The organism is Pantoea sp. E956-1 (assembly GCF_982223955.1).
In genome coordinates this window covers 1,378,718-1,398,590 of record NZ_CEUYZP010000001.1, presented here as the reverse complement: position 1 = coordinate 1,398,590, position 19,873 = coordinate 1,378,718, and the positions used below count along the sequence as shown (strand labels likewise).

The window sequence follows — 19,873 nt, the reverse complement described above, 5'->3', positions numbered from 1 at the left end:
TGACCAAAGCTTAGCGTACCGCGCTGACAGATTCGCTGCTGTCGGCATCTGACACACTGTAAAGACGCAGCGTTCCCTGAGCATTCAGCTCCTGACACAGGGTATTAAACGCCTGCTCAAACGGGGTGCCACTGGTTCGCGTCGGACTGTGAGCGGTCATTTGAATATAGAGCGTAGGTGGCAAATTGTGTTGCGCTGGCGTGATACGCGACACCAGTTCGGCCACATTCATCTGATGCTTATCGATAAGATCGGTAAAGCGTTCAATAATGTGCGGCGAATCAGCCACCTCAACCTGAATGAACGCGGTGTCGGGCATCGGCGGACGGAGCCGGGCATTGGTGCGCTTCATGACGATCAGCAGTTCCAGTTCTGCCCCTTTCAGTGGCAGGGTCGATTCAATCAGCGTGATTGCGTTCCAGCTGCCCGACAGCAACATGATAAAGGTGAACTCATCCCCAAGCATGGCAAGACGGCTATCTTCAATATTGCAACCGCAGCTGCTGACGTGTCGGGTAATGGTGTTGACGATACCCGGACGGTCAACACCGAGCGCGGTAATGACCAGATGATGGGGCTGAGATTGCGGCAAAATGGCTTTTCCTCTGCTTTCGCTAATAACCATAAGGTAAACATAAAAAAAACTGCTGACAAGCGCGGGAATGGCGTGGCTGGCTTGCTTTTCCCTAAGTGTAAAACGTACCATGAAGCACTTGTTTGTCGAGGGGATCGCCAATGTTTACGGGAAGTATTGTTGCACTCGTTACGCCAATGGATGACAGCGGTAATGTCTGCCGGTCGAGTCTGAAAAAACTGATTGATTATCACGTCGCCAGCGGCACCGCGGCGATCGTTTCCGTCGGCACCACAGGCGAATCTGCTACCCTGAGCCATGAAGAACATGGTGATGTGGTGATGCTGACCCTGGAGCTGGCCGATGGCCGTATTCCGGTGATTGCCGGAACCGGGGCAAACGCCACCGCTGAAGGCATCTCTCTGACTAAGCGTTTTGAAAATTCCGGCGTTGTGGGTTGCCTGACCGTGACCCCGTATTACAACCGTCCGACGCAGGAAGGGCTGTTCCAGCACTTTAAAGCGATTGCGAATAGCACCAGCCTGCCACAGATGCTGTATAACGTTCCCTCGCGTACCGGTTGTGACATGCTGCCGGAAACCGTTGCCCGCCTGGCCGAAATCAAAAATATTATCGGAATCAAAGAGGCAACCGGGAACTTATCGCGGGTTAGTCAGATCCAAGAGCTGGTTAATGAAGATTTCATTCTGGTGAGTGGCGATGACGCGACGGCGCTGGACTTTATGCAACTGGGCGGCAAAGGCGTTATTTCGGTGACGGCCAATGTGGCTGCGCGCGAAATGGTCGAACTGTGTCAACTCGCACAGCAGGGCAATTTCGTCGAGGCACGCCGCCTGAATCAGCGTCTGATGCATCTGCACCAGACGCTTTTCTGTGAACCCAATCCTATCCCGGTGAAATGGGCTGCGAAACAGCTAGGATTAATCGCTAACGACACGCTGCGTCTGCCAATGACGCCACTGACTGCAGCCGGCCAGCCGAAAGTGGAGCAGGCGCTGGTGAAAGCGGGTTTGCGATAATTTAGGGAGTTTGAATGAATTACTCAGTAAAGCGGTCAACAGTAGCCACAGTGGTGGGGCTTTCTACCCTGATGCTGTTGTCGGCCTGTTCAAGCGATCAGCGTTATAAGCGCCAGGTCAGCGGTGACGAATCTTATCTTGAAGCCAGTCAGTTAAATGAACTGAAAGCGCCTGCCGGAATGATCCTGCCGGTGCAGCGTGGTGATTTCGACGTGCCGCGCACCACCAGTCAGGCCCCCACCGGCAAGCAGCTCGACATCCGTCCGCCAGCCCAGCCGTTGGCGCTGATGAACGGCACCCGCGCACAGTTCAGCAACAATACCGGCGCGCTGATGCTTGATAACAGCCGGGGTTCAGTCTGGCCGCAGGTCGTCAACGTGGTGCAGTCATACAAATTCCCGATTGCTTCCCGTAATGACGCAGGCCAGCAGCTGACGACGGACTGGGTTCAGTGGAACCGTGCTGATGAAGATCAGCAGTATCGTGGCCGCTACCAGATCAGCGTACAGTCGCAGAGTTATCAGCAGCAGTTAACCGTTCGTCTGCTGGAGCTGCAGCAGGATGGTAAAACCATTACCTCGCCTGTGCAGATCCAGCGTTACACCGCGCAGATGCTGAATGATATCAGCACCGGTATGGACAAGATTGAAACGGCGAGTGAAAACGCGGCCTCGGGTCGGGTGAATGGCGCCATTGATGTGCAGAGCGGTGCAGATGATACCGGTCTGCCACTGCTGATCCTGCGTACGCCATATAACGTGGCATGGCAGCGTCTGCCTGATGCGATGAAACGCGTCGGGATGGAAGTGACCGACACGACCCGCTCAACCGGCAGCATGAAGGTGACCTACAAGTCACTGAGCAGCAGCGACTGGGATTCAGTCGGTGCGAAAGATCCGGAATTACCAAACGGTGATTACAAAGTGCAGGTCGGCGATCTCGACAACCGAACCAGTCTGCAGTTCATCGACCCGAAAGGGCATGTGCTGACCCAGTCGCAGAACGATGCGCTGGTGGCCGTGTTCCAGGCGGCGCTGAACAAATAAAGTTGCCCCAGGCCGGAGATTCTCCGGCCTTTTTATTTTGTTTTTGGCATAATAGCGCGCGGCGAAGTAAACGATTGCGTCAAGGCAATCGCCGCAGCGGCACTGGCCGCTGAACACCCGTTATTTCAAGTCTGGAGTGAACAAGATGCAAAAGCGAGCTGAGTTGTATCGCGGTAAAGCGAAAACCGTATACAGCACCGATAACCCGGATCTGCTGATACTCGAATTCCGCAACGATACGTCAGCAGGTGATGGCGCCCGAATCGAGCAATTTGATCGCAAGGGAATGGTTAACAACAAGTTTAACCACTTCATCATGACCAAATTGCAGGAAGCAGGTATCCCGACCCAGATGGAAGCGCTGCTGTCAGATACTGAAGCGCTGGTGAAGAAGCTGGAGATGGTGCCGGTAGAGTGCGTGGTACGTAACCGCGCCGCAGGCTCGCTGGTAAAACGTCTGGGCGTGGAAGAGGGCATTGTGCTCAATCCGCCGCTGTTTGATCTTTTCCTGAAAGATGATGCAAAGCATGACCCGATGGTCAATGAATCCTACTGCGAAACCTTTGGCTGGGTCAGCAAACAGAACCTGGCGCGGATGCAGGAGCTGACTTTTAAAGCCAACGAGGTGCTGAGCAAACTGTTCGACGATGCGGGTCTGATTCTGGTCGACTTCAAACTGGAGTTTGGTCTGTTTAACGGCGAAGTGACGCTGGGCGATGAGTTTTCGCCAGACGGTGCGCGCCTGTGGGACAAAGAGACGCTGGATAAAATGGATAAAGACCGTTTCCGTCAGAGCCTTGGCGGCGTGGTGGAAGCCTATGAAGCCGTTGCTCAGCGGCTGGGCGTGAAGCTCGACTAAGCCACACCGCACAGCAGAGAAAGGAGAGCCCCGGCTCTCCTTTTTTCATTTCAGGGTAAAGCTGGTGATTGCTGCCTCACACAACTAAAATCATGCCATCTGAAAAAATGACTGAGGGAACACAGCATGCGCTGGCAAGGGCGTCGCGAAAGCGACAATGTAGAGGACCGTCGCGATCAATCGTCCGGTTTAGGCGGCGGAGGCCGCCAGATTCGTCTGCCGCGCGGTAAAGGCGGTATTGTGCTGCTGATTGTCGTGGCCATCGCGGGTTATTACGGTTACGACCTGACCGCACTGCTGACAGGTGGCGATGTTGCACCGACCAGCCAGCAGCAACAGCGCAGCGTCAGCGCCAATGATGATGAGGCTGCGAAATTCACGAAGGTGATCCTGGCTACCACGGAAGACACCTGGGGCAAACTGTTCAAGCAGATGAACAAACAGTATGTGGCACCGAAGCTGGTGATGTATCGCGGCGCAACCCGCACCGGCTGTGGTACCGGACAGTCAGTCATGGGGCCGTTCTATTGTCCTGCCGATCAGACTGTCTACATCGACCTCTCTTTTTATGACGAGATGAAAACCAAACTCGGCGCGGACGGTGACTTCGCCCAGGGCTACGTTGTCGCGCATGAAGTGGGCCACCATGTCCAGAAACTACTGGGTATTGAACCCAAAGTGCGTGAGATGCAGCAGGGCGCGAGCCAGACGCAGGTCAATCAGCTCTCCGTCAAAATGGAACTGCAGGCAGACTGTTTTGCCGGTGTCTGGGGACACTATATGCAGCAGGAAAATATCCTTGAAGCGGGCGATCTGCAGGAAGCGCTGAATGCCGCCGAGGCAATTGGCGATGACCGCCTGCAGCAGAAAGGTCAGGGCCGCGTGGTGCCGGACAGCTTCACCCACGGCACGTCTGAGCAGCGCTACACCTGGTTCAAGCGCGGGTTTGATGGTGGCAATCCAGGACAGTGCAACACCTTCGCCAGCAACTGATGCGTCTGCAGCATCTTACGCAGCTTATGCAGCAGGCCGGTGTGCGTCGTCTGGCGGTGATCAGCGGCGACCCGGCCTGGTGTTTAGTACGGGCTGCGGCGTGGCGTGAAACGCTGACCGGCGACTGGCTGGAGTTGAGCCCGGAACCGCTGTTCTCTGCTTCAGATAACGGGCCAGGTCAGTATAAAACGCCAGTCCTGCACAAACAGCCTGCTGCGGTGCGCACGCTGCTTGGCCGTGAATTTCGTCATGCCCTGTTTGACGCCCGTCAGGGCTTTCATGCCGACGCTTTCGCTGCGCTGGCTGGCACGCTCACCGCCGGTAGCTGGCTGTTACTGCTGGTGCCGCCCTGGGAACAGTGGGCGCAGCAGCCTGACAGCGACAGCCTGCGCTGGGCAGATGTCGCTGAACCCATCGCCACTCCTTATTTTGTTCACCACCTGCAACAGCTGATATTAGCGGATGACCAGGTACTGCTGGAGCGGCAGCATCAGCCATGCCGGTTTCCGGCGCAGCCGGACTGGCCGCAGTGGCACTGTCAGGCACCGCAGCAGCAGCAGGCGATACTCGATCAGCTGAGGAGGCTGCCATCGGGGGTTGCCGTGCTGACCGCGCCGCGCGGACGCGGTAAATCGGCGCTGGCGGGTATGCTGGCACGATTGAACGGCCATTGTCTGGTGACGGCTCCGGCCAAAGCCTCAACGGAGGTGCTGAGCACCTTCGCCGCTGACACTTTTCACTTTATGGCACCCGATGCGCTGCTGGCGCTGGAGACACCGCCGCAGGCGGAATGGCTGATTGTGGATGAAGCAGCGGCGATCCCGGCACCGCTGCTGCAGGCGCTGGTCAGTCGATATCCCCGCGTATTGCTCACCACCACCGTTCAGGGCTACGAAGGAAGCGGGCGCGGGTTTATCCTTAAATTCTGCGCCGGGCTTCCTGATGTACACTATTTCACGCTTGATGAGCCGCTGCGCTGGTCGCGTTTCGATCCGCTGGAGCAGTGGCTGAACCAGGCGTTGCTGTTTGACGATGCCGCCACGCCCGCGCCCGATTCGCCTGTAACACCACATCGTGTTGAACGCCACGATTTCAGCGCGCTGGAGGCCGCGTATCGTCTGCTGACCAGTGCGCACTATCGTACCTCGCCGCTTGATTTGCGCCGCCTGCTGGACGCACCCGGTATGCAACTGTGGCAGGCCGGCGATGCGGCGGCGTTACAGGGCGCGCTCTGGCTGGTGGAGGAGGGCGGTCTTGAAGCTGCACTGGCACAGGCGGTCTGGGCGGGCACCCGGCGACCCCGCGGAAATCTGGTGGCGCAGTCGCTGGCAGCCCACGCCGGTCTGGCTGAGGCGGCGACATTGCGCTCGCTGCGCATCAGCCGTATTGCCGTGGCGGCAGAGCGACGTCGTCTGGGAACCGGACAGCAGCTGGTTGCGGCAGCGGCCAGTGCGGCCGCCGGATATGACTACCTCTCCGTCAGCTTCGGCTACACTGAATCTCTCTGGGCGTTCTGGCGCGCCTGTGGCTTTACCCTGGTGCGGATTGGCAGTCAGCGCGAAGCCAGCAGCGGCTGCTACGCGGCGATGGCCATGTTGCCCTGTACTGCTGCAGGTGGGGCATTGCAGCACCGCGCGGCAGAACAGCTGGCGCGTGACTGGCCGCTGTTGCGCCAGCATATCGCGCTGGAACTCCAGTTTGATCAGGTCCCTGACGACGGATTGACCGCACAGGATATCCATCTGGCGGCGGGTTTTGCCTGGGCGCAGCGGCCACTGGAAGCGAGCCTGCCGGTGTTGCAGCGTCTGGTGGAGGCCAGTTCAGCTTCTGTACCGCTGCTGTCCGCGGCGGTTGCAGCACCCAATGCCCTAAGCGAACTGGCACAGCAGGCGGGAGTGAGCGGGCGCAAAGCGCTGATAGCTAAGCTGCGTCAGCAGGCAGCAGCGGCCCTCCAGACACTGGGCATTGATGCGGCCTTGCTGCATCTGCCGTTGAAATAATTCGACCAGCTGGTTCAAATTATCCTCATATCATTTTGTGTCAGGCGGCGTAGAGTGAACACAGGAGGTCATCATGACACTGAAATATGTAATCGTTCAACAACCTGCCACTACAGCACAGCTGTTTCTGCTCTACCATGGCGTAGGTGATAACCCGGATTCAATGGGTGAAATTGGCAACTGGTTTGCCCGAACGTTTCCCGACGCGCTGGTGGTCTCCGTCGGCTCGCCTGGTGCGGGGCGTCAGTGGTTCGGCGAAGCCGACCTGCACGATCAGACCGTGCAGCAGCGGGTTGATGCGGCGATGCCGCAGTTTGTTGAGTCTGTGCGCCACTGGCAAAAAAAGAGTGGCGTGCGGCCGGAAGCGACAGCCTTAATTGGCTTTTCGCAGGGCGGCAGTATGGTGCTGGAAGGGGTCAAAGCTCATGCCGATCTGGCGAGCCGCGCGGTGGTATTTAACGGCCGGTTTATTACCCTGCCGGAGAAGGCCAGCACCCGCACTACCATTCATCTGATCCACGGTGATTATGATGAGCAGATCCCGCTGCACCATGCGCAGCAGGCGGAGCAGCGGCTGACCGCCTGCGGTGGCGACGTTACCCTGGATATTGTTGACGATCTGGCGCACGCCATCGATCACCGCAGCATGGAGCTGGCGCTGAATCATCTGCGCTATACAGTGCCGAAACGCTACTTTGATGAGGCGTTAAGCGGCGCAAAACCGGGTGATGATGATGTCATCGTAATGATGTAAAAAGCATCTGCTGAGCGGCAATGCCGATCGTTCAAGAGGACCTGAATGATCCTGCCAGTGAGAGATAATCCGGAGTCAGCCCCCTGACTCCGGATTTTTTATGTCTGAACACGATACAGATTTCGTTGTTGATGCTTTCTCTCCTGAGCCTGATGCTGTTTCCCGCTCGCATGACCCTGCGTGGATCTACCTATCCGTTCTGTTTCAAATCACGAAAGACTTAAGTGAACGGTATTATCCCTTAGCGGCTGCTTCTTTATTGGCTGCAATATGCGGCGAGGCGATGTAAGGCCAGGCACGTAATCATGCCTGCACGACCTTGAGGCCTTCAGCGGGTTCCCAGACATTCCACATTTCCCAAAACACGCCGGAAACGGCGTCCTTCAGCATTTCAGGGCGGAACTGTACTCCGCGATAGACATCGCCGATCTTCGCATCTATGCGCGCGTCGCGCTCATTCGTGCCCATGTTCATCGCGAAGAAGTCGCAGTGCCTGGACAGCCAGACGATGCGCCCGCAAGTGCAGGATGAGGGGTTGTGAAGGGGGGTTTTCGAATCGGAGAAGGTATCAATAGCGTTCATGGCTGGTTTACCTCTGAAGAGAGAAAAGGAATTCAGGCCAGCGGTCTACTGGCCTGTTTGTATCTGCGTTAACGTGCTGCGGGCAGTCTGATATCTTTCAGCATCGGGAAAGCCATTTTCATATGATCTTCGCTGACCACGAAGGCGTGAAGCTCGCCCTGATCATCACAGCCTTTCGCTATAACACCAGCTGGAGAAAACACCATATTCCAGGTTAGCGCCGGGTTAGCGGGATCACCCGCAAGGTACAGCGGCATGTCCGGGGTTTTCACTTTGACCAGCATCGTCGGCAGCGTGAGTTTCGCGGCGTCGCCGGTGAGGTTTTTAGCCAGCGTCATAGCAGCCAGCGTAGCAGGCTGGAGATACGGCATCAGTTTTCCCTGGATTTCGGCGCAATCGCCCAGCGCGTAAACGTCTTCGGCAGACGTTGCGAGCGTGTCGCTTACGACGATACCGCGCCGGACTTCGATACCCGCTTCGCGTGCCAGCGCTACAGCAGGACACAGGCCGATCGCGCATACGACCGCATCAAAGCTCTGCCGGTGTCCATCGCTGAACGTCGCTATCAGCGAATCGTGATGCCGGGAAATTTCGATAATCTCTTTTTTGAACATGAAGTTAACGCCGTTATCCATCAGTCGTCGCTGTAGCCGCGCGCTGATCTCGGGTGGCAGCAGCGAGGCGAGTAAGCCCGCACTGCGGTCTGTTACCGTCACATCTTTACCCGCGCGGTTAAAGTCCATCGTGATTTCTGTACCGATTAACCCACCGCCGATCAGCAGTACGCGCTTAGCGTTCGCGAGTTCGGCTTCGCAGCGTTTGTACTCCTGCTGACTGTTCAGCGTGTACAGGAGTTCGCTACCCGGTACGGGCGGCAGGGTGGCCTCCGCTCCCGTTGCCAGGACCAGTTTTGCGTAGCCGAAATCCCCAGCGGTCGTGCGGACGATGCGCGCCGATGTATCTATGTTTTCGACCCGCGTATGGGGATGCAGCACAACATTATTACTTTCCGCCCACGCGGCGGCACTCTGGCGCGTTAAATCGTCTGCACGTTGCCCGAGGCTGAAAACGTGACTGAGTTCCGGCTTGTTGTATTCGTCGCAGCTATCCGCCGCAATGAGCCGCACAGGCACGCTTTTATCCTGGTGGCGAATGTTCTTCACCAGCTGGCGAGCGGCGAAGCCCGAACCAATTATTACGATTTCAGATGCCATCGAGTTAGCCCTCGAACGGATCAAATACGTCTTTACCTAATGCACAGCCCGGGCAAAGGAAGTCATCCGGCACATCGTCCCATTTGGTGCCCGGCGCAACGTCCTGATCCGGCTCGCCGACAGCAGGATCGTAAACCCACTGGCACACGGTGCAGATCATCTTCTGCGAGACGTCTTCGCCCGCTTCCACGACGCCCACACCCTCCGCGTTTACGGGCGCGGCAGGCTCGATAGTGGCGGCGGTATTGACGACGGGCGCAGCCGCAGGGATAGGGGAAAGCGCCCATTCACGTGCAATTTTACGCCCGTGCTCGCGGCATTCTTCCAGCGCGGACAGGTTGGGACGCCATTTCGCTTTAAGCGCGATAGTCATATCAAAACCGGCATCCTGAAGACGGGTCGCAACCCGGTCAACCGCGCCACCTGTCCAGCCGTAGGAACCGAACGCCGACGCGCGCTTATTGCGGAACTTCAGCCCGGTGATCTCTTCCAGCATCCCCGCAACTTTCGGCATCATCACGTTATTCATGGTTGAGGAACCGACCAGAATGCCTTTTGAGCGGAAACAGGAAGTAATGATTTCGTTTTTGTCGTGTCTGGATACGTTGTAAACCTTCACGGCCACACGCGGATCGGTTTCGCGGATACCTTCGGCGATGGCATCTGCCATCATTCGCGTATTGTTGGACATGGCATCGTAGAAGAGGGTGATCCGGTCTTCCTGGTAATCCGCCGCCCATTTCAGATACAGCTCTACAATCTGCGTAGGGTTATCACGCCAGACCACACCGTGCGAGGTGGCGATCATGCTGACCGGGAGGTTGAAGCCCAGGATTTCATTAATTTTCGGCGTCACCAGACGGGCGAACGGCGTAAGGATGTTTGAAAAGTAGCGCTGGCACTGGTCGAAGAGTTCATGCTGATCCACTTCATCATTAAACAGATGTTCATCGCAGTAATGCTGACCGAACGCGTCGTTACTGAACAGCACGGCATCTTCGGTCATGTAGGTCATCATGCTATCAGGCCAGTGCAGCATAGGCGTTTCAACAAATATCAGCTTTTTACCGTTGCCGATATCCAGTGAATCACCGGTTTTCACGACGTTGAAATTCCATTCAGGGTGGTGATGATGGCCGTTGATGGAGTCCACGCCGTTCGCGGTACAGTAAATCGGGGTGTTGGGGATGAGCGCCAGCAGTTCAGCGAGCGCGCCGCTGTGATCTTCTTCTGCGTGGTTGATGATAATGGCATCAATCTTTTTCAGGTCGATTTCTTCCGCCAGGTTTTTCACAAAATCGCTGCGGAATTTCAGATCGACGGTATCGATCAGGATGTTCTTTTCTTCGCGGATCAGATAGCTGTTGTAGCTGGTGCCGCGTTGCATTTTATATTCCTTACCGTGGAAGTGTTCTACCTCCCAGTCGCGTTTACCTACCCAGAAAATATTATTCTTAACGTGGATATTCATGTATCGCCCCTTAGCGTTCGTAAAATTCTTTCTCAGTCATTGCAAGGAGCATGCCAGTTTTTAACTCATTGATTTAAAACTTATTTTTTATTTATGGTGTTAAATATACAATGTCTGTTAATTGTGCTTATTACACTTAAATGTTAAAATGACAATGGCAGTAGCACTAAAAAACCCACCGAAGCGGGTTTGTTTGTGCCAGTAGATTACCTGACCGCGGATAGATGGATGACCTGCCCGATGCCGCTGCCTTCCAGCTCTTCATTCGGATTCGCGAAGAAGTCGATATTAAAATAGGTGTCGTCGGTAAGTAGCTCAATGTGGTGCCAGTATTGCGGCGGACTGATGCCGAACTGTCCGGCATTAATGACTACTTCAGCCTCCGGCGTTTTCTCCGTCTCGCTGGCGAAGCCATAGTATTTAACCGCGCCGCGCATGACGGAGAGACGACCAAACACGCCTTTTTTGGTGTTGTGGTGATTGAGCAGCGCTTTCGGCACGCTCTCTTTATCCCAGAACGGGGTAGAGCGGGTATGAACAAAGTTTGCGGGGATGGTATGGGCCATTGTGGGCCTCCTGTCAGCAGATGATGCCGCCTTGTGTAAGCCATTTGCGGCGTTGTTCAGCGAGTTCTTTTTTCTCGGTGCTATGGCGAAAAACCGCCAGGCGTAAACGATGCTGCTGTTCAAACCGGAATTGCCGCGTCAGGTTCGCGTCTTCGCTGAGTTCGTAAAGAAGAATATTCATTTCGCGGATGATGTTGCGCGCCAGGGCGTTCTCTACCGCTTCGATCACTTCATCTGTGTGCGCCATAAAATCACCTGTGATTATGAAAAAGAGTTCAGCTGTTGCAGAAGCAGCGCACCGGCAACGATTAACTCAACCGGCGTGTAGGGGATATTGAGGTCCACCCAGGCTTTCCGTCCGTTGTACTCGGTTTCGAACTGAACACGATCAGCGGAAACCTGTTTGTAAGTAACGCCCAGGCCGCGTCGTGCTCCGCCAAATGCCGCCCAGCGAAGAGCATCGGCGGCGGCGTCCATCTGGCCGGGGGATAAAGCATGGGCAGATTGATATGTGTCTGACATGATTTTGCACCTTTGCGAGAGTATGTAACTAACAAGGCATAATCCGTGCCACTTTGCAGGCCGTTGATTTTAGTCATATCGTTCTTTTATCGTTGTGATTACAACAATTGCTGACATTGTGATTTAAACAATAATTGTGGAAATGACGACATGACAATTTCAGTTGAATCTTTAGCAGCGCTCGCCGTGGATATTCAGAACGGGCTAAGAGGGCGAGACCGCTTTACTCGCCTGATTAAATCGATTCACAGCGCGCTTAAGTGCGACGCAACCGCGCTGCTGCGGTATGAAAATCAGCAGTTCCGCCCGCTGGCCACCGCAGGGCTTGCGCCTGATGTGATGGGACGCCGTTTCAGCCTGGACGCGCACCCCCGCCTTGAGGCCATCGCGCGCGCGGGCGACGTAGTGCGCTTTCCCGCAGACAGCGATTTGCCCGATCCTTATGACGGGCTGATCTCGGATCAGAAAGAACTTCATGTACACGCGTGCGTCGGAATGCCACTCTTCTCCGGGCAGACGCTAATCGGCGCGCTGACTCTGGACGGCATGAATGCGACACAGTTCGATGAATACAGTGATGAAGAGCTGCGCTTGCTGGCAAGCCTTACGGGCGGAGCGTTGAATAATGCACTGCTGCTTGAACAGCTGGAAAAGCCCGCCGCCACATTTACGCCACCCGCGCGCCGGCCGGATGAAAATGAAGAGGTCGAAATAATTGGCGAGTCTGCGCCAATGCTGCACCTGAAAAAAGAAATCAGCATGGTAGCCCCGTCCGACCTTAGTGTGCTGATTATGGGCGAAACCGGTACGGGTAAAGAGCTGGTCGCACAGGCGCTTCATCGCCAGTCGGCGCGCGCGGCAAAACCGCTTATCTATCTGAACTGCGCAGCGCTGCCGGAGGCCGTAGCGGAAAGCGAGCTATTCGGACACGTTAAAGGTGCGTTCACGGGCGCTATCCATGACCGTCCCGGTAAGTTTGAACTTGCGGATAAAGGTACGCTGTTTCTTGATGAGATCGGCGAGCTGCCGCTATCGCTTCAGGCGAAGTTACTGCGCGTCCTGCAATACGGTGATCTTCAGCGCGTGGGCGAAGATAAGGCGCTTACCGTTGACGTGCGGATAATCGCCGCGACTAATCTGGATATGCGGCAGGCGGTTACTGAAGGGAAGTTCAGAGCAGATCTGTATCACCGGCTAAGCGTGTTTCCGCTCTTTGTTCCGGCGCTGCGTGAACGGGGCGATGATGTCGTGCTGCTTGCCGGATACTTCTGCGAAAAATGCCGCGTTAAGTTTAGCCTGCAAAGCGTAGCGCTTAGCCCTGCGGCCAGAGCATTGCTTGAAGCTGCTACCTGGCCGGGTAACGTGCGCGAGCTGGAGCACGCGATCCACCGGGCGGCAATCGTTGCCCAGGCGGATAACCGTTCCGGCGATGTGCTGCTGTTACCGCAGCATTTCAGCTTTGGCGGTGTGCAGGCGGTTAAGAGCGAACCATCTTCTGTGGCGGCGGCAGAAATCCCGGATATGAGTCTGCACAATGCGACCCGACAGTTTCAGCGCGAATACATCCAGCGGGTGTATGAGGCGAGCGGCAGGGTTTGGGCGGAGACAGCGCGGCGGCTAGAAGTCGATCCCGGCAACCTGCATCGCCAGGCGCAGAAACTCAGGCTGAAGTGATACTGCTGAAAAAGAAAACCCCCGCCGAAGCGGCTATGCCGATCGTTTAAGAGTACCTGACCGATCCTGCCAGTGAGAGACAACCCGGAATCAGTTCCCTGATTCCGGTTTTTTATGTCTGAACACGATAGGGATTTCATTGTTGATGCTTTCTCCACTGAGCGGTCATCGGCAAAGGTGCGCCAGGAAACATACCTGACCATCTGAGAGGAATCAGAGAAAAGGTGAGGGCTTTTATTCTGTCGGAAAAAAGAGAGCACCGAAGATATGATCGTTCGGTGCTGTATATCCCGCCGGAATGTCCGTTCTGTTTAAAGTCACGAAAGGCTTAAGTGAACGGCATTACCCGCACAGCAGGTTTTTTTCGTTTACTTCTTCTTCGGCCAGTTGTCGTCGTCATCCCATTTATCGTTGAAATCACGATGCGGCGGCAGGTCAGGTTTGTTATCCATAAATTTTTTATGATCGATGCGTTTCAGATCTTTATAAACGTTCATCAGCACGCCAACCATCAGCAGGATCACCAGGATCCACCAGTAATCTTTAATAAATTCCATTTGCTGCTCCTTAAAACCGCCGTCAGGCGATCAGTTGTTCCATGATGCGTTGGTACATCCGGCTCAGCATCTGCAGGTCGGAGGCTTTCACACACTCATTGATTTTATGAATGGTGGCATTTACTGGCCCCAGTTCCACCACCTGTGCACCCATCCGGGCAATAAAGCGGCCATCGGAAGTTCCGCCCGTGGTCAGCAGCTGCGGCTTAATTTCATTATAGTGCGCTACAGCTTTCACGACGGCATCAACCAGCTTGCCGCGCGTGGTCAGGAAGGGCTGCCCGGAGAGTTTCCACTCAAGGGTGTAACGCAGCTGGTGGCGATCCAGCAGCTCTGCGACCCGCTGGCGAATCATCTCATCGGTCAGTTCGGTGCTGAAGCGGAAGTTAAACTGCACAAACAGCTCGCCGGGGATCACATTGTTACTGCCGGTACCCGCCTGGACGTTGGCAATCTGCATGCTGGTGGCCGGGAAGAACTCATTCCCCTGATCCCACTCGGTTGCGACCAGCTCGTTCAGTGCCGGCATCGCCCGGTGAACAGGATTATCCGCCAGATGCGGATAGGCGACGTGGCCCTGCACACCATGCACCATCAGGTTAGCGGTGATCGAACCGCGTCGGCCATTTTTCACCACATCACCCACCACTTCCGTGCTGGAGGGCTCGCCGACCAGGCAATAGTCGAGCCGTTCGCGGCGCGCCATCAGCCGTTCAACCACTTTCACCGTGCCGTTGGCCCCGCTGGCCTCTTCATCAGAGGTAATCATAAAGGCGAGTCGCCCTCGGTGATTGGGGCGCACCGCAACAAAACGTTCGGCAGCGACCACCATTGCCGCCAGCGAGCCTTTCATGTCGGCCGCGCCACGGCCAAACAGCATGCCGTCGCGGATGGTGGGTTCAAATGGCGGATTAATCCAGCGGCTGGCATCGCCAGGCGGTACCACATCGGTGTGACCGGCAAACGCCAGCGTTTCACCTTCGCCACGGGTGGCCCAGAAATTCAGGGTGTCGTCGATGTTCATCGTTTCAATCTTAAAGCCAATGGCTTCAAGACGGGCGATCAGCAGAGCCTGACATCCGGCATCATCGGGGCTGAGAGAGGGGCGACGAATAAGCTGCTGCGTCAGCTCAATGACCGGGCAAAACATATTATGACTTCTCCTGGATAGCATTCTGATAGGTGGCTTCGCTGAAACCGGCGAGCAGGGAGCCATCCGGGGCGCGCAACAGCGGACGCTTAATCATGGCGGGATGCGCCAGCATCAGCATTTTGGCGCTGGTGGCATCGGTAACCACTTCACGCTCAGACTCGGGCAATTTACGCCAGGTCGTGCCGCGGGTGTTAAGCAGGGCCTGATAGCCTAGTGCATCGATAAATTCCTGCAGCAGGGAATCGCTCAGGCCATCGGCACGGTAGTCGTGAAAGTGATAATCAACGCCAGCGTCTGTTAAAAAGCGCCGGGCTTTTTTTATGGTGTCGCAATTTTTAATTCCGAACATCACCCACTGCGTGCTCATTGCCCGATCCTTATTGTCCTGTGAGAAGAAAGCTGAAAAAAGCAGCCAAAGCGTAAGTTTACCATAGTGTGATCCGTTGCGGCATCTGCACGGGCGCGGGAACCGGTCCAGATAACCCTTACGCCTTGCCTTCGTTTCTCATGGGGTAAACGCTATCAATTTCGCAGGCAATCATTACCCTGCTCATCATTGGGTCGTTAAGAATTTCGCCATGTTGATAAAATAGTCTACCGCTGGGCTTAAAATAAATTATCTTCAATCGCGTTAAGGGTTTGCTGAAGTGTGCGTCAGCTTCCAGAATCAGCAACATTCATGTTTTTATGACGCTTGCCGATAGATATAACAGGTGTAAACGTATTCACCTGTATAAAAAAAACGCGTAATATTGCCAGCACAATAAGAGAGGGCATTATGATTGACACTGAAATGGGAACCTGGAAAGAATTTATCGAAGCGATGTTACGCAACAAGTAACGCGCGAAGAAAAAAGCAGGTTAATCCCGCTTGCTGGAATTCTTACCACACACAGAAATAAGGCGGCCACTGGTATCAGTGACCGCTTTTTATTTGTCCCCGCTTCTTAGTCGTGCGGCTTCTCTTTGAGCGGGAAGCGACGGCGAACCAGCACAAAGAACAGTGGCACAAAAAAGATCGCCAGCAGCGTGGCGGAGATCATTCCGCCCATTACACCGGTTCCCACGGCATGCTGACTGCCGGAGCCCGCGCCGCTGCTGATCGCCATCGGCAGCACCCCAAAGATAAAGGCCAGCGAGGTCATCAGAATCGGCCGCAGACGCTGACGTGACGCCTCCAGCGTGGACTCCACCAGCTCGCGTCCACGGCTGTTAATCTCATTAGCAAACTCTACAATCAGGATGGCATTTTTGGCGGATAAACCCACCACCGTCAGCAGGCCAACCTGGAAATAGACATCATTCTCCAGCCCGCGCATCCAGGTGGCGATCAACGCCCCGACCACGCCCAGCGGCACCACCAGCATCACCGAGAACGGGATCGACCAGCTTTCATACAGCGCGGCCAGGCAGAGGAACACCACCAGCAGGGAAATGGCATAAAGTGCCGGTGCCTGCGAACCGGAGAGCCGCTCCTGATAAGAGGCACCGGTCCACTGGAACCCGACGCCCAGCGGCAGGGCGTTTACCAGCTTTTCCATCTCATCCATTGCCGTGCCGCTGCTCACGCCATTGGCCGCTTCGCCAACAATCTCCAGCGACGAATAGCCGTTGTAGCGTTCAAGGCGCGGCGATCCGGTCTCCCAGCGGCTGGTGGCAAAGGCGGAGAAGGGCACCATTTTGCCGCTGCTGTTGCGCACATACCATTTGTTGATGTCGTCCGGCAGCATGCGGAATTCGGCGGCGGCCTGCACATAGACCTTTTTCACCCGGCCACGATCCAGGAAGTCATTCACGTAGCTGGAGCCCCACGCAGTGGTCAGGGTGTCGTTGATGGTATCCAGCGACACGCCCAGCGCCTGCGCTTTACGTGCATCAACATCGATCTGCAGCTGCGGACTGTCATCCAGTCCATTGTGTCGTACCCGTGACAGCGCGTTGTCATTGCCCGCCATCTCCAGCAGTTTGTCACGCATCGCCATCAGTTGAGAATGACCGACGCCCGCGTGATCCTGCAGTTGCAGGTCGAAGCCGGAGCTGCTGCCCATGCCGGTGATGGCTGGCGGACTGCTGGCAATCACCCGACCCTCTTTAATCTTCTGAAATGCCTTCGTCGCGCGATCGATAATCGCGAACGAGGTGCGATCGGCACCGGGCCGCGCTTCCCAGTCTTTCAGCCGCACAAACAGACGCGCCACGTTTTGTCCATTGCCGCCCGGGCCGGCGCCGATGGTGGAGAAGACCGACAGCACGTTGGCCTTCTCCTCGGTGAGATAATAGTGTTCGACTTTGGCGACGACGCTGGCCGTTTGCGCAAGCGTCGCGCCTGCCGGAAGCTGAACCTGCGTCAGGAATACGCCGCGATCTTCCAGCGGCAGAAACGACGTCGGCAGACGCAGAAACAGAAAGGCCATCAGGGCGATGATGCCGAGATAGAGCAGCAGCCAGCGACCGCCCTTGCGCAGGATACCCGCGACCCCGCGCTCGTAGCGGTCAGCATTGCGATTAAAGTGACGATTGAACCAGCCGAAGAAGCCGCGACGCTCAGGCTGCTCGCCCTGCGCCACAGGTTTGAGCAGCGTGGCACAAAGCGCCGGTGTCAGGATCATCGCCACCAGTACCGACAGCACCATCGCCGACACAATGGTAATTGAGAACTGACGATAAATGGCACCGACGGTGCCGCCGAAAAACGCCATCGGCACAAACACCGCAGAGAGCACCAGCGCGATACCCACCAGCGCGCCCTGAATCTGGCCCATCGATTTTCGGGTGGCGGCACGCGGCGAGAGTCCCTCTTCATGCATGATACGTTCAACGTTTTCCACCACCACGATGGCATCATCTACCAGCAGCCCGATCGCCAGCACCATGGCAAACATGGTCAGGGTATTAATGCTGAACCCGCAGGCATAGAGCACGCTGAAGGTGCCGAACAGCACCACCGGCACTGCAATAGTCGGAATTAAGGTGGCGCGGAAGTTCTGCATAAACAGGTACATCACGCCAAACACCAGCACAATCGCCTCCAGCAGCGTCTTCACTACATCGGTGATTGACGCTTTAACGAACGGGGAGGTTTCATAGGCGATTTTTGCTTCCAGACCGTGCGGGAAGTAGTGGGACAGCTCCTCAATGCGCGCCCGCACCAGCTTATCGGTGTTCATCTCGTTGGCACCGGACGCAAGCTTCACCCCCAGGCCTGACGCGGGCTGGCCGTTGTAACGGCTCAGATAATCATACTTCTCTGCGCCCAGCGCCACGCTGGCGACATCGCCCAGCGTCACCACCGAACCATCGGGATTGTTCTTCAGGGTAATCGCCCGGAACTGCTCGGGAGTCTGCAGCATCGACTGGGCGTTAACCGTAGCGTTGAGCGCCTGTTTATCCACCGACGGCAGGCCACCCACCTGACCCACAGCAACCTGGGTGTTCTGCGACTGGATCGCACTGACCACATCTTCCGTGGTCAGCGAGTAGGCGATCAGTTTATTGGGATCGAGCCAGATACGCATCGCATATTGCGAGCCGTACGCATCAACCTGGCCGACGCCATCAATACGGCTTAGCGGATCCTGAATGTTACTGGCGACATAGTCTGAAATATCCTGCTTATCCATGCTGCCGTCGGTTGAAACGAATGCCACCATCAGAATATTACTGTCACCGGTTTTATTGACCGTCACACCCTGCGACTGCACTGCCTGCGGCAATTTGCGCAGCGCGGATTGCAGCTGGTTCTGTACCTGCTGACGGGCTTCATCGGGATTGGTCCCGGCGGTAAAGGTGAGGGTGATTTGCGCCTGGCCGGTGTTGCTGCTGTTGGAGGACATGTACATCAGATTATCGATGCCGGTCATGTTCTGCTCGATCACCTGGGTCACGGTGTTTTCCAGCGTCTGGGCTGATGCGCCCGGATAGTTGGCGGTAATACGCACATTAGGCGGCGCCAGATCGGGGTACTGTTCAATAGGCAGCGAAATAATCGAAAGCGTGCCACACAGGCACAGCAGAATCGCCAGAACCCAGGCAAAGATAGGGCGGTCGATAAAGAAATTCGACATTAAATCGACACTCCTCACTACTTTTATCGTTGGTCAGGCCCACCAGCAGCGGGCGTTCTGGCAGGAAACTCGGCGGGTCTTTGCCACGATTCTCCGCCGCCGTTTACTCTACGTGCGGCAGCGGGGGAAATCGTGGAGAAATTGAGGAGAAAATGTAAATTCGTTGGCTATTTGCGGCTTTCAAGCCACATCACCGTGGCGGCGACGCGTGAGCGGACATCCAGTTTGCGCAGCAGGTTACGAATATGCACTTTTACGGTCTCTTCAGAGATATGCAGAATAGCGGCAATCTCTTTATTCGACAGGCCACGCGCCACCTCCTGCAGCACATCCCTTTCGCGCTCGGTGAGCTGACGCAGAGGATCGGCACTGTGCTGGCGATTAGCCAGATAGCGGGTGACGCCCTCGCTGAAGACCTTTTCACCCCTCGATGCCTGCAGGATATGCGCCAGCAGGACCTCCGGCTCGCTGTCCTTAAGCAGATAACCATCAGCACCGGCATCCACCATGGCAAAAATATCGCTGCGGGCGTCAGAAACGGTCAGCACCAGAATGCGCGAGCTGATCCCTTCATGGCGCAATGCCTTCAGCGTATCCAGTCCGGACATGCCTTTCATATTCAGGTCGAGCAGAATGATGTCCGGTTCCTGATGGCGGGCCTCAGCCAGCGCTTCAGTGCCGTTGCTGGCTTCGGCGATCACCTCCAGCCGGGGATCGAGCGCCAGCAGCTGACGGACACCGCGGCGCATCAGCGGGTGGTCATCCACAATCATCAATGTTAATACGGGCTGTTGCATATTTTCT

The 19,873-nt window shown here is 56.0% G+C and carries 20 protein-coding genes; 8 read left to right on the top strand and 12 right to left on the bottom strand.

All coding sequences use genetic code 11. The annotated features are described in order from the left end of the window. Positions 1–10: 10 nt before the first annotated feature. Positions 11–592 carry a glycine cleavage system transcriptional repressor gene (locus AC0T7J_RS06700; protein WP_010260011.1) on the bottom strand — a complete coding sequence of 194 codons (582 nt, stop codon included), beginning with the start codon at positions 590–592 and terminating at the stop codon, positions 11–13. A gap of 143 nt (positions 593–735) precedes the next feature. Between AC0T7J_RS06700 and dapA the strand changes: the two genes are divergently transcribed. From dapA to AC0T7J_RS06665, 7 genes are all read left to right on the top strand, one after another. Then, positions 736–1,614 carry a 4-hydroxy-tetrahydrodipicolinate synthase gene (gene dapA, locus AC0T7J_RS06695; protein WP_010260008.1) on the top strand — a complete coding sequence of 293 codons (879 nt, stop codon included), beginning with the start codon at positions 736–738 and terminating at the stop codon, positions 1,612–1,614. Between the two features lie 14 nt (positions 1,615–1,628). Next, entirely contained in the window at positions 1,629–2,660 is a 1,032-nt protein-coding gene (gene bamC, locus AC0T7J_RS06690) for an outer membrane protein assembly factor BamC (RefSeq protein WP_473792990.1), read from the top strand. Between the two features lie 145 nt (positions 2,661–2,805). Then, the gene (purC, locus tag AC0T7J_RS06685) at positions 2,806–3,519 is read left to right on the top strand and encodes a phosphoribosylaminoimidazolesuccinocarboxamide synthase (RefSeq protein WP_010260002.1); all 714 of its coding nucleotides are present in this window, start codon (positions 2,806–2,808) and stop codon (positions 3,517–3,519) included. 126 nt (positions 3,520–3,645) lie between these two features. Beyond that, positions 3,646–4,512 carry a KPN_02809 family neutral zinc metallopeptidase gene (gene ypfJ / locus AC0T7J_RS06680; RefSeq protein WP_473792988.1) on the top strand — a complete coding sequence of 289 codons (867 nt, stop codon included), beginning with the start codon at positions 3,646–3,648 and terminating at the stop codon, positions 4,510–4,512. After that, positions 4,512–6,512, top strand: a complete 2,001-nt coding sequence (locus tag AC0T7J_RS06675) for a tRNA(Met) cytidine acetyltransferase TmcA (protein WP_473793198.1) — start codon at positions 4,512–4,514, stop codon at positions 6,510–6,512. The genes ypfJ and AC0T7J_RS06675 overlap by 1 nt, the downstream gene beginning before the upstream one ends. Positions 6,513–6,585: 73 nt before the next feature. Further along, a complete protein-coding gene (gene ypfH / locus AC0T7J_RS06670; protein ID WP_473792986.1) occupies positions 6,586–7,266 on the top strand; it encodes an esterase in 681 nt (226 codons plus the stop codon). Positions 7,267–7,366: 100 nt separating this feature from the next. Continuing rightward, positions 7,367–7,555, top strand: a complete 189-nt coding sequence (locus tag AC0T7J_RS06665) for a hypothetical protein (protein ID WP_473792984.1) — start codon at positions 7,367–7,369, stop codon at positions 7,553–7,555. 14 nt (positions 7,556–7,569) lie between these two features. On the opposite strand, the gene AC0T7J_RS06660 is transcribed toward AC0T7J_RS06665, so the two are convergent. The 6 genes from AC0T7J_RS06660 to AC0T7J_RS06635 form a co-directional block, all read right to left on the bottom strand. Further along, positions 7,570–7,848, bottom strand: a complete 279-nt coding sequence (locus AC0T7J_RS06660) for a hypothetical protein (protein ID WP_473792982.1) — start codon at positions 7,846–7,848, stop codon at positions 7,570–7,572. A 68-nt stretch (positions 7,849–7,916) separates the two neighbouring features. Then, complete coding sequence (norW, locus tag AC0T7J_RS06655; RefSeq protein ID WP_473792980.1) at positions 7,917–9,062, bottom strand: NADH:flavorubredoxin reductase NorW; 1,146 nt, start codon at positions 9,060–9,062, stop codon at positions 7,917–7,919. Positions 9,063–9,066: 4 nt separating this feature from the next. Then, on the bottom strand, positions 9,067–10,533 hold the full coding sequence (gene norV, locus AC0T7J_RS06650) for an anaerobic nitric oxide reductase flavorubredoxin (RefSeq protein WP_473792978.1): 1,467 nt from the start codon (positions 10,531–10,533) through the stop codon (positions 9,067–9,069). 206 nt (positions 10,534–10,739) lie between these two features. Continuing rightward, positions 10,740–11,099: a TehB family protein gene (locus tag AC0T7J_RS06645; protein ID WP_064703353.1), complete on the bottom strand. Its 360-nt coding sequence runs from the start codon at positions 11,097–11,099 to the stop codon at positions 10,740–10,742. Positions 11,100–11,112: 13 nt separating this feature from the next. Next, complete coding sequence (locus AC0T7J_RS06640) at positions 11,113–11,346, bottom strand: DUF2526 family protein (protein WP_064703354.1); 234 nt, start codon at positions 11,344–11,346, stop codon at positions 11,113–11,115. Positions 11,347–11,360: 14 nt separating this feature from the next. After that, entirely contained in the window at positions 11,361–11,621 is a 261-nt protein-coding gene (locus AC0T7J_RS06635; RefSeq protein WP_473792977.1) for a hypothetical protein, read from the bottom strand. A 150-nt stretch (positions 11,622–11,771) separates the two neighbouring features. On the opposite strand from AC0T7J_RS06635, the gene norR reads away from it, so the two are divergent. Then, complete coding sequence (norR, locus tag AC0T7J_RS06630; protein ID WP_473792975.1) at positions 11,772–13,295, top strand: nitric oxide reductase transcriptional regulator NorR; 1,524 nt, start codon at positions 11,772–11,774, stop codon at positions 13,293–13,295. 368 nt (positions 13,296–13,663) lie between these two features. Here norR and AC0T7J_RS06625 read toward each other — a convergent pair whose 3' ends face one another. The 5 genes from AC0T7J_RS06625 to narL all read right to left on the bottom strand — a co-directional run bounded on the left by AC0T7J_RS06625 (position 13,664) and on the right by narL (position 19,866). Beyond that, positions 13,664–13,852 (bottom strand): YpfN family protein, encoded by a 189-nt coding sequence (locus AC0T7J_RS06625; RefSeq protein WP_003848800.1) that lies wholly within the window; start codon positions 13,850–13,852, stop codon positions 13,664–13,666. Positions 13,853–13,874: 22 nt separating this feature from the next. Further along, a complete protein-coding gene (gene dapE, locus AC0T7J_RS06620; RefSeq protein ID WP_064703357.1) occupies positions 13,875–15,002 on the bottom strand; it encodes a succinyl-diaminopimelate desuccinylase in 1,128 nt (375 codons plus the stop codon). Position 15,003: 1 nt separating this feature from the next. Then, the gene (locus AC0T7J_RS06615) at positions 15,004–15,372 is read right to left on the bottom strand and encodes an ArsC family reductase (RefSeq protein ID WP_473792973.1); all 369 of its coding nucleotides are present in this window, start codon (positions 15,370–15,372) and stop codon (positions 15,004–15,006) included. A gap of 580 nt (positions 15,373–15,952) precedes the next feature. Beyond that, the gene (gene acrD, locus AC0T7J_RS06610) at positions 15,953–19,069 is read right to left on the bottom strand and encodes a multidrug efflux RND transporter permease AcrD (RefSeq protein ID WP_473792971.1); all 3,117 of its coding nucleotides are present in this window, start codon (positions 19,067–19,069) and stop codon (positions 15,953–15,955) included. Between the two features lie 167 nt (positions 19,070–19,236). After that, positions 19,237–19,866 (bottom strand): two-component system response regulator NarL, encoded by a 630-nt coding sequence (narL, locus tag AC0T7J_RS06605; protein WP_473792969.1) that lies wholly within the window; start codon positions 19,864–19,866, stop codon positions 19,237–19,239. Between the last annotated feature and the right edge of the window lie 7 nt (positions 19,867–19,873).

Coding starts and splice junctions, on each gene's coding strand:
- purC (WP_010260002.1), top strand. CDS start 2,806: ATGCAAAAGCGAGCTGAGTTGTATCGCGGTAAAGCGAAAACCGTATAC.
- dapA (WP_010260008.1), top strand. CDS start 736: ATGTTTACGGGAAGTATTGTTGCACTCGTTACGCCAATGGATGACAGC.
- ypfH (WP_473792986.1), top strand. CDS start 6,586: ATGACACTGAAATATGTAATCGTTCAACAACCTGCCACTACAGCACAG.
- norW (WP_473792980.1), bottom strand. CDS start 9,062: ATGGCATCTGAAATCGTAATAATTGGTTCGGGCTTCGCCGCTCGCCAG.
- norR (WP_473792975.1), top strand. CDS start 11,772: ATGACAATTTCAGTTGAATCTTTAGCAGCGCTCGCCGTGGATATTCAG.
- norV (WP_473792978.1), bottom strand. CDS start 10,533: ATGAATATCCACGTTAAGAATAATATTTTCTGGGTAGGTAAACGCGAC.
- AC0T7J_RS06640 (WP_064703354.1), bottom strand. CDS start 11,346: ATGGCGCACACAGATGAAGTGATCGAAGCGGTAGAGAACGCCCTGGCG.
- AC0T7J_RS06625 (WP_003848800.1), bottom strand. CDS start 13,852: ATGGAATTTATTAAAGATTACTGGTGGATCCTGGTGATCCTGCTGATG.
- AC0T7J_RS06665 (WP_473792984.1), top strand. CDS start 7,367: ATGTCTGAACACGATACAGATTTCGTTGTTGATGCTTTCTCTCCTGAG.
- AC0T7J_RS06675 (WP_473793198.1), top strand. CDS start 4,512: ATGCGTCTGCAGCATCTTACGCAGCTTATGCAGCAGGCCGGTGTGCGT.
- AC0T7J_RS06645 (WP_064703353.1), bottom strand. CDS start 11,099: ATGGCCCATACCATCCCCGCAAACTTTGTTCATACCCGCTCTACCCCG.
- narL (WP_473792969.1), bottom strand. CDS start 19,866: ATGCAACAGCCCGTATTAACATTGATGATTGTGGATGACCACCCGCTG.
- AC0T7J_RS06615 (WP_473792973.1), bottom strand. CDS start 15,372: ATGAGCACGCAGTGGGTGATGTTCGGAATTAAAAATTGCGACACCATA.
- bamC (WP_473792990.1), top strand. CDS start 1,629: ATGAATTACTCAGTAAAGCGGTCAACAGTAGCCACAGTGGTGGGGCTT.
- AC0T7J_RS06635 (WP_473792977.1), bottom strand. CDS start 11,621: ATGTCAGACACATATCAATCTGCCCATGCTTTATCCCCCGGCCAGATG.
- dapE (WP_064703357.1), bottom strand. CDS start 15,002: ATGTTTTGCCCGGTCATTGAGCTGACGCAGCAGCTTATTCGTCGCCCC.
- ypfJ (WP_473792988.1), top strand. CDS start 3,646: ATGCGCTGGCAAGGGCGTCGCGAAAGCGACAATGTAGAGGACCGTCGC.
- AC0T7J_RS06660 (WP_473792982.1), bottom strand. CDS start 7,848: ATGAACGCTATTGATACCTTCTCCGATTCGAAAACCCCCCTTCACAAC.
- acrD (WP_473792971.1), bottom strand. CDS start 19,069: ATGTCGAATTTCTTTATCGACCGCCCTATCTTTGCCTGGGTTCTGGCG.